The sequence below is a fragment of the Campylobacter sp. VBCF_01 NA2 genome (assembly GCF_027797205.1).
In the GTDB taxonomy this organism is placed as follows: Bacteria; Campylobacterota; Campylobacteria; order Campylobacterales; family Campylobacteraceae; genus Campylobacter_B.
In genome coordinates, this window is record NZ_CP115607.1 from 235,693 (window position 1) to 248,666 (window position 12,974).

Annotated in this window: 10 protein-coding genes; 6 read left to right on the forward strand and 4 right to left on the reverse strand. The window is 37.8% G+C overall.

Features of this window, described 5'->3' with window-relative positions; genetic code table 11:
- Positions 1–8 precede the first annotated feature (8 nt).
- Both PF027_RS01305 and serA read left to right on the forward strand, forming a co-directional pair.
- The gene (locus tag PF027_RS01305; protein ID WP_270872167.1) at positions 9–1,670 is read left to right on the forward strand and encodes a 30S ribosomal protein S1; all 1,662 of its coding nucleotides are present in this window, start codon (positions 9–11) and stop codon (positions 1,668–1,670) included.
- A 56-nt stretch (positions 1,671–1,726) separates the two neighbouring features.
- Entirely contained in the window at positions 1,727–3,304 is a 1,578-nt protein-coding gene (gene serA, locus PF027_RS01310) for a phosphoglycerate dehydrogenase (protein WP_270872168.1), read from the forward strand.
- A 392-nt stretch (positions 3,305–3,696) separates the two neighbouring features.
- On the opposite strand, the gene PF027_RS01315 is transcribed toward serA, so the two are convergent.
- From PF027_RS01315 to PF027_RS01325, 3 genes are all read right to left on the reverse strand, one after another.
- Positions 3,697–5,751, reverse strand: a complete 2,055-nt coding sequence (locus PF027_RS01315; protein ID WP_270877297.1) for an ATP-binding protein — start codon at positions 5,749–5,751, stop codon at positions 3,697–3,699.
- A 145-nt stretch (positions 5,752–5,896) separates the two neighbouring features.
- Entirely contained in the window at positions 5,897–6,370 is a 474-nt protein-coding gene (locus tag PF027_RS01320) for a type II secretion system protein (RefSeq protein WP_270877298.1), read from the reverse strand.
- 715 nt (positions 6,371–7,085) lie between these two features.
- Entirely contained in the window at positions 7,086–8,552 is a 1,467-nt protein-coding gene (locus PF027_RS01325; RefSeq protein WP_270872171.1) for a sulfatase-like hydrolase/transferase, read from the reverse strand.
- 133 nt (positions 8,553–8,685) lie between these two features.
- On the opposite strand from PF027_RS01325, the gene galU reads away from it, so the two are divergent.
- The 4 genes from galU to PF027_RS01345 all read left to right on the forward strand — a co-directional run bounded on the left by galU (position 8,686) and on the right by PF027_RS01345 (position 12,583).
- Positions 8,686–9,531 carry a UTP--glucose-1-phosphate uridylyltransferase GalU gene (gene galU / locus PF027_RS01330; RefSeq protein WP_270872172.1) on the forward strand — a complete coding sequence of 282 codons (846 nt, stop codon included), beginning with the start codon at positions 8,686–8,688 and terminating at the stop codon, positions 9,529–9,531.
- Positions 9,518–10,765, forward strand: coding sequence for a glucose-6-phosphate isomerase (locus PF027_RS01335; RefSeq protein WP_270872173.1), 1,248 nt, complete (start codon positions 9,518–9,520; stop codon positions 10,763–10,765). Before galU ends, PF027_RS01335 begins: the two co-directional genes overlap by 14 nt.
- Positions 10,766–10,879: 114 nt before the next feature.
- Positions 10,880–11,104, forward strand: coding sequence for a hypothetical protein (locus PF027_RS01340; RefSeq protein ID WP_270872174.1), 225 nt, complete (start codon positions 10,880–10,882; stop codon positions 11,102–11,104).
- A 267-nt stretch (positions 11,105–11,371) separates the two neighbouring features.
- Positions 11,372–12,583, forward strand: a complete 1,212-nt coding sequence (locus PF027_RS01345) for an MFS transporter (protein ID WP_270872175.1) — start codon at positions 11,372–11,374, stop codon at positions 12,581–12,583.
- Here the strand turns inward: PF027_RS01345 and PF027_RS01350 are convergent.
- Positions 12,576–12,947, reverse strand: a complete 372-nt coding sequence (locus tag PF027_RS01350; RefSeq protein WP_270868965.1) for an HIT family protein — start codon at positions 12,945–12,947, stop codon at positions 12,576–12,578. The genes PF027_RS01345 and PF027_RS01350 overlap by 8 nt on opposite strands.
- Between the last annotated feature and the right edge of the window lie 27 nt (positions 12,948–12,974).

A 12,974-nucleotide genomic window follows, 5' to 3' on the forward strand; every position in this document is an offset into this window, starting at 1 on the left:
GAAGCTTTATGGCCGAGGTGAACGAGAAAGTTCAAAATCACGCAGATGAAGATTTTGCGAAATTGTTAGAAGAGTATGACAACCAAAAATCACACGATGAGGTAGTCACAGGTAAGGTTATCGCTGTTAAAGACAACGAGATTTTCGTAGATGTGGGTAGAAAGCTAGAAGGAGTTTTGGATGTATCCGAAGTGAGCGATGCCCAAGGAAACTTGTGTGTAAAAGTAGGTGATGACATTAAAGTCGCGATAATCGGAAGTAGAGGTGGTCGCCCGGTCGTATCATATAGAAAAGCTATAAAAAAAGAAAAAGTTAAAGCATTTATCGATTCTTATGATGAAAATGCAGAAAATGTATATGATGTCAAAATCGTCTCTTTTAACAAAGGCGGTTATGTTTGCGTTAGCGAAGATGATGTCGAGTTTTTTATGCCACGCTCTCAAAGTGCGCTTAAAAACCCAAATGGCGCTATCGGAAAGACTTTTAAAGTAAAAGTTCTAAAAGTAAATGAAGATGAGCTAAGTATCGTGGTTTCACGCAAAAAATTGCTTGATGAGGACCGCAAAGCAAGCAAAGAAATCATCGAAAAAATCGTAGCTACTGAGGGTGTCATCGAAGGCACAGTCAAAAAAATCACAACTTATGGTATGTTTGTCGATGTAGGTGGCGTAGATGGACTAGTTCATTACAGCGAAATTTCATACAAAGGCCCTGTAAATCCTAGCTCACTTTATAAAGACGGCGACAAAGTCCCAGTCAAAGTGGTCAAATACGATAGCGACAAAAAACACCTATCTCTTTCAATCAAAGCTGCAATGCCAGATCCTTGGAACGAGATCAAAGACAGCCTAGAAGTCGGCGACACAATCCGCGTAAAAATCAGCAATATCGAGCCTTATGGCGCATTTGTTGATTTAGGCAACGATATCGAGGGATTTTTGCACATTAGCGAAATTTCATGGGATAAAAATATCAAAAATCCAAAAGACTTCATCAGCGAGGGCGAAGAAATCGATGTAGAAGTCGTAGAAATCAACCCAGATGAAAGAAGACTAAGAGTAAGCCTTAAAAACTTGCTTCCAAAACCATTTGATGAATTTTTGGCAAAATACAAAGTCGGCGATGTGGTAAAAGGTGCAATCACAACAATCACAAATTTTGGCGCATTTGTTAGAATCGACAGCGTAGAGGGTCTTTTGCACAATGAAGACGCTTCTTGGGATAGAAACGAAAAATGCAAAAATTTATTCAAAATCGGCGATGAACTAGAAGTCAAAATTATCAAAATCGACAACGACACACAAAAAATTTCACTAAATCGCAAAGAGCTAGGCGATAGCCCGATTAGCGATTATGCGAAATCTCACAAACAAGGCGATGTCGTAAAAGGTAAAATTCGCGATATCAAAGATTTTGGAATCTTCGTAGAGTTAGAAGGTGGCGTAGATGCGCTACTTCGCAAAGAGGATTTGGGCGATAAGAGCGCAGATGAGATCAAAATCGGCGATGAAATCGAAGCTGCAATTGCATTTATCGATGAAAAGAAAAATCGTATTCGCCTAAGCGTTCGCAGACTAGCTCACCAAAAAGAGCGCGAGCTTTTAAACGAAGTAAATAGCGATGATGAAAAAATGACTTTGGGAGATCTTATTAAAGATCAACTAAAATAACCCCGCTTGCAAGGCAGTTTTGCCTTGCAACTCCACATACAAAATAGGAGAAATTTATGAAAACTGTAATAGTTTGCGACGCAATCCACAATATAGGTTTTGAACTTCTCTCAAAAGAATCAGATATCAATGTAATCGACGCTACCGATGTCCCAAAAGACGAGCTTTACGGCATGCTTGGCGATGCAGATGTAGCAATCACTAGAAGCTCGACTGCGGTAGATGAGAAATTCCTAAATTCAGGAACTAATCTCAAAGCTATCGTGCGCGCAGGCGTGGGCGTGGATAACTGCGATATCGACGGCTGCTCTAAGCGCGGAATTATCCTTATGAATGTCCCTACGGCAAACACAATCGCCGCTGTGGAGATGACTATGTGCCACCTGCTAAATGCTGCCCGCAAATATGTAAATTCGTGCAATGATTTGAAAATCAATCGCATTTGGAAACGCGAAAAATGGTATGGCACTGAGCTATACAAAAAAAGCCTAGGCATTATCGGCTTCGGTAATATCGGCTCTCGCGTGGGTGTGCGCGCACTTGGCTTTGGTATGAGCGTCATCGCGTATGACCCATATATCGATCCAGAAAAGGCCACAAAACTAGGCGTGAAATACACTACGAATTTCGATGATATCCTAGCGTGCGATTTCATCACAATCCACACGCCAAAAAACCGCGAAACTATCAATATGATTGACGAGCCACAAATTGCGAAGATGAAAGATGGCGTGCGCCTCATAAACTGCGCGCGCGGTGGATTATACAACGAAGCAGCCTTAGTAAAAAACCTAAAATCAGGCAAAATCGCATATCTAGGCATAGATGTTTTCGACAAAGAACCAGCCACTTCGCATGATTTCTTAGATATCGAAAATTTAACCGCCACTCCGCACCTTGGCGCAAACACTTTGGAATCGCAAAGAAATATTGCAGTCGAAGCTGCTGAGCAAGCTATCAGCGCAGCACGCGGTATCAGTTATCCAAATGCGCTAAATTTGCCTATCAAATCCGAGGATTTACCAGCCTCAATCGAAGCTTATGTGGATTTGATATCAAAAATGGCATATCTAGCCGCCCAAATCAACAAAGGCCCGATAAAATCTATCAAAATCGAGGGTAGTGGTGAGATTGCACAATACCTAAATTCAATGCTAGTTTTCGCTATCGTGGGCGCAATGCACGATAGTTTGGGCGATTCGCTAAATTATGTCAATGCGAAATTCCTAGCCGATGAGAAGAGTATCGAGACCGAGTATAAAGAGTGCGTGGGCAGTATCTACAAAAATGAGATTGGCGTTACGATTATCACAGACAAGGACACTTCGAGCGTCGTGGGCACGGTCTTTGACGGCAAAGAGGGTCGCATAGTCAATGTCAATGGATTTAAAACTGACTTCAAGCCAAAAGGCAAGATGATAATCTTCAAAAACACCGATGTCCCGGGCGTCATCAAAAACATAAGCACGATTTTAGCCGATGAGAATATCAATATCGCTGACTTCCGCCTAGGCAGAGGCGAGGACGGCAACGCACTAGCCGTGATCTTAGTCGATTCTCAGGTGCAAAAATCAGTCCTAGAAAAGCTCGCTAAACTAGACACTTGCCTCATGGTGCGCTACGCATCGTTATAAATTTAGTCAAATTTAATGTAGGGGTTATAATAACGATTTTATTATAACCCCAAAAGAAAGCAATATGATAAAAAATTTAGAATTTTCTTAGTTTTAATCTGTATTACCATGAGCAAAAATCCCCAAAACATTAAATTTGTAAAAATTTAAAACTATATGAAATTTTGGATAGAAAGTTTTATGCGCTTATAAAATAGCGCAAAAATGGGCTTTTTTTATAAAATATGTAAGCGAATTTCCTGTGTATTTCACAAAAAGATAATCGATTAAAAGCAGAATTATATATGCAAAGCACAAAACGCAAGCTATGAGCAACGAGGCTTTTGTGCGCAAGAATTTTATTAAAAAAATGGATAGTAAAAATAAGGTCGTTGAAATGTAGGTCAAATTAATTATTGCTCCGTTTTTTGTGCGGTGGTGTTTATGATGAGTGGTAAATTCGATTTTATTGCCTTGCCTGCCACTACTGCATGATATTTTTTTAGCCCAGATAAAGATTGAGCTAAATCTTTTCCTATGTAATTACTTAAAAAATTATAATTTGTTTCATCGAAAGATTGAAAACAAATCATAGTATTACATTGAGTTAATATAGTTTTAGAAATATTTGCAGTTCTTTGTCCTATTATCATAAATCCTATATTATACTTTCTGCCTTGCAACGCTATTTGACTTATTGTATTTACAACGCCTTGCGAAGTCTTATCATTAGTTCCTGTAAAATTCCACTCTGGCACAATAGTATGAGCCTCTTCTATAACAATTAAAATTCTTTTATTTTGCGTTTCGCTATTTTTTGCCATTTCAAAAATTTCTTTAAAGAAAAATTTAATGTATTCGAGTGTGCTGATATTATTAACAAAATCTGGTAAATTAAAAGTTGTCAAATTATCATCTGACGATAAGAAGACCTCTATATTATTTCTTAATTTTGTTTTAATATTGTTAGTCCAAGTTGCAATATTTGTCCTATTTTGTTGATTTGCATATTTTTCATTTTCTGAAACCAAATTATCAATATTTTGTTGTATTTCATTAACATCGTCATTTTTTATAATATTTTGCATATTACTAAAATATTTTATATATTCATTATTAAAATCCACACAAATGACTTTGGTATCATTTATTAAGGCTTTTATAATTTCTTTTGCTAAAAAAGATTTTCCAGAACCTGTAACACCAATTAAAGCAGTATGATAATTGACCATATCATGTAAATTTACAATAGATGAAATATTTGTTTTTGGAATTATTCCTAATTTATATTCTGGATAATCAATATTTTCTTTGTTTGAAATATTGTTTACAATAAAGATTGGTGAATACATATTTGGAACCCAACCGAATTTTTCAAATTCTAATGTTTCTTGATTGAATTTGCCCAATTGTATAGCTTCGCCAATTATATAACCAAATTTATTTTTTTGTTCTAAAAATTCGCTCTCTGTAATGCCGTTGGTAATTTGATAGAATATTTTTTCGCCATTTATCTCAATTTCTAACAAATCACCTTTTTCAATATTATTATTTATTTTTGAATATTCAAATTTTATTTTTAAGATATCAGAATTCTCGGATACTATACCAACAAATGAATTTATTTTATTTTTAATAATATCATCATTTATTAAAAAAACTATATTTTTGTCTTTTATTATATTTTTACTTTCTTGCAATACGCAAATTTTTGCCCATAGTTGATTATTGAGATAATATATATCAAGAATAAAACCTTTAAAAGATTTATTGGAATTATTTGAAAATTCTATGACAGAAAATTTTTTTATATCTTGTTTATCCTCATACATTTTTACAAGAAAAATTTTATTTGATTGTATGGCAAATATTCTACCAATAGCTTCTTTGCTTTTAACATTTGTTTTAAAACTAAAAGAAGTGTGCAACTTCTTAGGATCAATTAATAAAATAAAAAACCAAAAAATAAACCAAATAAAAATGTTAAAATCATCGTTTTTATAATATAACAACAAAGTGGATATAAAAACAATAGAATATAATAATTTACCTTGCCCAAAAATTATTATAAATTTTTTTATATTATCAGTTACGATATTTAATATATTGTTTTCGCTTTGGTTTTTTCCATAATCTCCTAGTATTATTACTACAATAGAGAGAAATAATATACTGATAAAAAAAGAAAAAATAATCCACCAAAGAGTATTGTTTGCATAATTGTTTTTAACAGCTAAATAAACCATAACTAACGCAAATGAATTTGTAAATACATTTTTTGGAGAAGTATAAAAAGGCTCTATAAAAAGCAAAGATATAATCATAGTTGCAAGACCAGAATAGAACCATATATCCTTTGTTTCAGTTGTAGGTAAAAAATCACCCGTTAAACTTTTATGAAAAATTATAAATAATAATATCGATGATGTGAAAATAAAAAATCTATTATATACAATTTTGTTTATCATTTCTAAAATTTGAAAAAATTTAATTTACCTTGATTATTTGGCTTTAATCGCTTTGGTATGCAAAGTTTTTATACTTTTGCATTTCCCACAAAAAAAAGCCCCGAGCCGAAGCTCAGGGCTAAAAGAAGTTTATTAAGTTTATTTATTAATAAACAACATTGCTTCCGCCGACTGGGTATACACCTTTTTCGCCTGTAATATTAGCGTCTTCTGCTGTTAGCATTTTTTCGACAGCTGGAACTTGTGCTAATACACCGCATAGCGCATCTGCATTAGTTTTTACCTCTGTTACTTGAACATAAGCAACATTAGCAGCAGTAGGTTCGACTGCGGTAATTTTAATACAATCTTTGCCTTTTACTTGTAAAGTACCAGCAAAAGTATCACCAGTGCCAATATTTAAGCTTACATTTGTCATTTTTTTCATATCGCTATTAAAATTAGTTTTTGATGTATAGTAAGCTGTTACATCACTTACGACTGTGCTTAGGTTTGTAGCTGCTTTTGAAATCTCAGCATCATCTCTCGTAGCTGCTAGTCTTGGGATAGCAACAGCTGCTAAGATACCTAAAATAACGATAACAAAGATCAACTCGATCATAGTGAAACCTTTTCTCATGGTTTCCTCCTTGTAAATAGATTTCATTTTACATACATATATGTAAAACTTGCGTGGATTATAGCAAAAAAAATTAAAAAATGCAATTGTTTTTGCAAAAAATTTGAAAAAAATTTAAAATTTTATAAAAAAAGCCCATTTTTGCGTGGTTTGCGGGTGTGGAATTTGGCGGTTTGGTGTGCGTTGTGCGCTCATAATGACAGCAAATTCAGCGTTTGGTTATTTTAACTCGTAGATTGCTTCGTCGCTAACGCTCCTTGCAATGCTAATTAGAGGCAAGGGAATTTCCCTGGATTGCTTCGTCGCTAACGCTTCTCGCAATGACAATGGGGAACAAATTTGTCTAATCTGTCATTGCGAGCTTTCGCAGAAAGCGAAGCAGTCTACGAGCGACAATCACCAAAATCTGAATTTCGTGTCATTGCGAGAAATACGAAGTATTTCGAAGCAATCCAGTAAAATTTAGATAGAATTTGAAAATTAATAAAATTTATTTGAATTTCCCTGGATTGCTTCGCTCATTACGCTCGCTCACAATGACAATAGCTAGCGTGTTTGGGGCAGTATTCACAGCTTGCGAAGCGTAATGACAGCAAATTTGGTGTTTGGTGATTTTAATTTATAAAATTTTCACAGAATTTAACTTAGTCTATTTTGCTAAAATGCGAGATTTAGGAGAGTTTATGAGAGTATTGCGCTACGAATTCCGAAATTTTTAATCTGTATAGATTTTGGAATCGCGCATTATCTCATCATACGAAATCTCGGTAAAAATCCGTGAGGCTTTTTTGTAAATTTCATTGTCATCTTCGAAAGGCAAACTATCCGCCATTAGTAAATTTCTCCCCAAATTCATCTCGTCTAGTATCCCCATGTACCCAAGCAGAGTGGTAAAAGTATCAAACGAAGTGCCTTTTTTGTCTATCGTTATGGTGCCGTTTATGTCATCGTCTAAAATCACAAAAAGGTTTTTTGAATTCTGCAATTTTTTGCCGTGTTTATCGCGAGAATAAAAAAGCGGGTGATCGTTTTGCAAAACTATAATAGTGTCTTTGCTAAATTCCGAAGCGCGAATTTTATCTATAAATTTGCCGACTAAAAAATCGGTGCAATGCGCTGCTTTTTGCATTTGGCTATCGCTGGCAAAGGGCAAATTTTCGCAATTTTTGGATAAAAATCCATTTGGCGCGTGAGTTCCTATCGTCAAAAGCGTCTGCAAGAAATTCTTTTTTTCTTTCGAAAGGCGCACAAAGTCCTCCCACGCTGTTTCAAGCATATCGTCATCATTTACGCCCCACTCGTTTAGGCTTTTTTCGCCAGATTTTAAAATTTCGCTTTTGCCTTTCATTTCGTCATAATTTCGTTGTTTTAAAAAAATTCTTGTATCTTGATATTCTAAATCAGCACCTTTCATAAAATACAGATAATATCCTTGCTCTTTTAAAATATCGCTGGCGCATTTGATATTTTGCGAAAATTTCTCATCATCGTTTTTGCCGAATACAAACATATAATTTAGCGCGCAATGCGACCCAAAAAGCCCTTTTAGCGTAAATTCAGTATCGATTACCTGCGTGGTGTTTGTAAAGTCGATTTTGTTAGTTAGGGCGGATAAATTCGGCGTCAAATTTGGATAAATTTTAGAATTTAAATAATCCCTATCAAAACTCTCCAAATAAATATAGACTATATTTTTATTTTTGGCCGCTTGTTTGGGCTTAGGAACAGCGACAAAAGGATAAACTGCTTTTTTAAATTTAGCCACAGGGGGATTGTAAATCTCATAAAGCTCTTTTGCGTTTATATAAAGCGGATTTGTCAAAAAAGCTGTTATGAAAAATATCGCAAAAATCGGTATAAATTTGATATTTTTGCTAAGTTTTGGCGAAATTTTTTGGTAAAAAATCACGCAAAAAAGCAAAATCGCCAAAATCACGCAACCAAGAAGCGCGAGCTCTTTTGCAAAGGTCGAAAACGGCGCGCCTTGCAAAGATGTTTTTATAAATGTAACGACATAAAATCCAAAATGTTTGCCAAGATAGATAAGCAAAATCGTATCAAAAACAAAGGCTAAAATATACACAAAAATTCCCGCACAAGCAACGCCCAAAAGCCATTTTTTGTGTAAAAATTTAGCCAAAAAAAGTGAAATTATAAAGCAAATTAGTGAAGCGTATGTCATTTTAACCTTTTTATGCAAATTCGCGCAAAATATTTAAAAAGCCGAATTTTAGCAAATCCTTGTTTAAAATTCTCAAAATTTTATCTTTTTGCGCTATAATTTAAATTTTACAAAATTTCAAAAGGATACAATCATGATTAAGACTTGCTTATTTCCTGCTGCGGGGTATGGCACACGCTTTTTGCCAGCCACAAAATCGCTACCTAAGGAAATGCTTCCAATCCTTACAAAACCGCTAATTCACTATGGCGTAGATGAGGCGTTAGAAGCTGGTATGAATAATATGGCATTTGTTACAGGGCGTGGAAAACGCGCTTTGGAGGATTATTTCGATAGAAGCTATGAGCTAGAAGACCAAATAAAAGGCACAAGCAAGGAATATTTACTAAATGATATTAGAAATTTAATGTCATCTTGTCAGTTTTCATTTACCCGTCAAGAGGATATGAGAGGGCTAGGACACGCGATTTTTACAGGCAAAACTCTCGTTAGAGATGAGCCATTTGGCGTAGTTTTGGCTGATGATTTGTGTATAAACACCGCTGGCGAAGGCGTGCTAGCACAAATGGTTAAAATTTACGAGAAATATCGTTGCTCAATCGTAGCCGTAATGGAAGTAGAAAAAGAAGATGTCAGCAAATACGGCGTAATCGCAGGCAAAAGTATCAGCGATGATTTGATTATGGTTAGCGATATGGTCGAAAAACCAGCCCCAAAGGACGCCCCATCAAACCTAGCGATCATTGGCAGATACATACTCACGCCTGATATTTTCGATATCATCGAGCGCACGCCAGCTGGCAAAAACGGCGAAATCCAAATCACCGACGCACTCTTAGAGCAGGCCAAAAACGGCGTCGTAATGGCGTATAAATTCAAGGGAAAACGCTTTGATTGTGGCTCTGTGGAGGGTTATGTCGAGGCGACGAAGTATTTTTATGAAAAAGAATTTGCAAAGAAAAAAAATGATAAAAAATAAACTTTTTTTCACCAAAGCCAAAAACGACGCGCTAAAAAATGTTGCTTTGGCGCTAAAAGATGAATTCGAAGGTGGCGAGATCGGGTATTATCACCTACCAAATAGCGGCGAGAGCGCGATTGCGCAGGCTAGCGAGTTTTTAGCTGGCAAAAATTTTAGCGCTGTCGTAGTCGTAGGAATCGGCGGTTCGAGCGTGGGTGTAAGGGCGTTTTACGAAATGCTACGCGAAAAAATAGAGTCAAATTTAAGATTTGAAATTTTAGATAATTTAGACGATTTTAGCGTCAAAAACGCCTTAAATGGGCTCAAATTTAACGATACGCTCTTTATCATCTCGTCCAAATCCGGCACCACAATCGAAACCATTTCGCTATTTAAGGTCATTTTAGATGAGTTTGGCGCGCAGGATTTGAGTCGTAATTTCATCTTTATCACAGATCCAAATTCGGCGTTAGAAACCTACGCAAAAAGCCAAAACGCCACCGTGATAAATATGCCAGCCAATGTGGGCGGGCGATTTAGCGTGCTTAGCGCAGTCGGCCTCGTGCCAGCTCTCGCTCTTGGGCTTGATGCGCGCGCTTTGCTAGCTGGCGCAAAAATGGCGCAAGAAAGGTTTCTAGGCGAAATCCTAAACGGAAATTTCGAAAATTTAGAAAATAACGAAGTCGTGCAAAAAGCCCGCCACTACGCCACTCACAAAAATGCCACAATCAATGTGATTTTCAGCTATTGCGACAGGCTCAAAGCCTTCAACGACTGGTATGTCCAGCTCTGGGCGGAGAGTATCGGCAAAAAAATCGGCTACACGCGCTACGGGCTTACCCCAGTAGGGCTAGTTGGCTCGCGCGATCAGCACAGCTTCTTGCAGCTTATCATGGACGGCGTGAAGGATAAAACAGTAACATTTATGAAGCTAAAAAACTCCGGCACATCGCGAAAAATCCCAAATTTGAGCTTGGGAAATTTGGCTAGTTGCGACTTTGTAAATGATCTAAGCTTGGAGAGTGTGCTAAATTTCCAGTGCGACGCGACCGCGCAAGCTGTGATAAACGAGGGCGTGAGCGTCGATGTCATCGAAGTGGGCGCGCTAGATGAGACAGATGCTGGATTTTTGTTTTATTATTTTGAGCTGCTAACTAGCGGGGTTGGGGCGATTTTGGGCGTGAATACCTACGACCAGCCGGGCGTTGAGGCAGGCAAACGCATACTAAAATCAATGATTTTAAATAGATAAGTTTGTGAAATTTAGCGCATTAAACAGCTCCTCGCAATGACGATAATCTATCATTGCGCTTCGCAAGTCGGGGATACTACCCCGATACGCGAACCATTGTCATAGCGAGAATTTTTGAAGCGTTTATTTTGTCATTGCGAGGAGCAAAGCGACGAAGCAATCTACGAGTTTAAAATTCCTTGCGCCAAATTTGCTGTCATTGCGAGCGAGTGTAACGAGCGAAGCAATCCAGAGAAATTTTCTTGCCTTTTATTTGTCATTGCGAGAAGCGTTAGCGACGAAGCAATCTACGAATATAAAATTTCGGCGCAGTGTTTTTGCAGAATTTCAAAAATTTAAGTGGAATTTTGCTTTAAATTTTACTGGATTGCTTCGCTATGCTCGCAATGACACAAAATTCAGATTTTGATGATTGTCGCTCGTAGATTGCTTCGAAATACTTTGTATTTCTCGCAATGACAAATCAGCCAAAATTTCCTCGCAATGACAATCAAGCGACGCGCAGTCGCTGTCGTGGCGAAATTTTGCCCTATCCAAACCCCATATTTCAGCGAAATTTTCGAAATTTATGAGTAAAATTTAGCCCAAATTTGGCAAGGAAAATTTATGAGAAATCCATTTCACTCCCTCAAATACCGCAATTTCAGGCTTTATTGGATTGGCATGAATCTCTCATTAATCGGCTCGTGGATGCAAACAATCGCGCTTCCGTGGATTGCGCTCACGCTCACGCATGACCCCTTTAAGGTGGGGCTTGTTAGCCTCGCGCAGTTTTTACCCTCGCTACTATTTACGCTATTCTCGGGCGTTTTGCTCGATCGCTTTGACAAGCTTCGCATACTTTTGTGCGCGCAAATCGGCATGATGAGTATAGCGTGCATTTTCGCCCTTTTGGCGTGGTTTGAGGCGTTTAGCTTCGCAAACATTTTCACGCTTTCCCTCATAAACGGCGTATTTACGGCGTTTGACTCGCCCTCGCGCCAAGCCCTCGTGCGCTCGCTCATCGCTTCTAGCTCCGAGCTTCCAAACGCAGTTGCGCTGAATTCAATCTCTTTCAACCTAGCCCGTATCACAGGACCTGCGCTTGCAGGGCTGATAATGGCGCACTTTGGCGCGAAATGGTGCTTCGTGATAAATGCTATTAGCTTTTTAGCCGTCATTATCTCGCTATTTTTTGTCAAAATTTCCGAGCCTGCTAGCAAAGTGTCGCGCCCGAATTTAAGACCCCTAGCACTCATCAAACAGGGCTTTTCGTATATGCTTTCTAAAAAAATTTTAAGCGAAATTTTGTTTATTGTGCTGATTTTATCGACCTTCATACCTAATTACAATATCACAATTTCAGCCTTTGTGAAATTCGATTTGGCTCAGGGCGAGCGGTATTTTGGGTATTTAATGTCGATTTTGGGGCTTGGGGCGCTGTGTGGGGCATTGTGCGTGGCTAGTTTCGGGAATTTGTCGCTGAAATCTATCCGCATTTGCGCCGTGCTTGTGTGCGTAATCTGTGCGCTGGCTGGGGCTGTGGCGAGCTTTGCTTACAATGCCACGCTAATCGCGCTGCTTGGATTTTTTTTCGTTTTGACAAACTCGTCGATGAACTCGACCGTGCAAATGCACACCAGCAACGAATTTCGCGGCAGGATAATGAGTATCTACACTCTATTTTTCTTAGGAAGCACGCCATTTGGCGCGCTTTTTGCGGGGTTTTTCACAGATAAATTTGGCGCGAAATTCGGCTTTTTTATCAGCGGATTTTGCGCGCTAATTTTGCTTTTGGCTCTGTTTTATCTGCGTAGAAATAAATCAAAACCTACTTAAACGCTATCTTTAAATTTGCGCTTAAAATTTGGGCAAATTCGTCGAAATTTGGCAAATCGAGTTTGGCTTTTCGCATTTTTTTGCCCCACATACTCTCGGGGAAAAAGCTGTCGTTTTTAAACCTAGCTTGCAGGTGAATATGGACTTTGGGCACATAGTTTGCGAAGCTTGCGATATTGATTTTATCGGGGTTGTAGAAGTCTCGCATGCTTCTTTCGCACTCCAAAACAGCCGCCCAAAGGTGCGCAATCTGCTCGCTTGGCAAATCCGTAATCTCCTTTGCCTTAGTTTTGGCGAAAATTTTAATCCACGGGATTTCGCTCTCTTCGCGCTCGATAAAAATTATATCATCTTCGTATATCATATTTTCTCCTTATAAAAATATGGAATT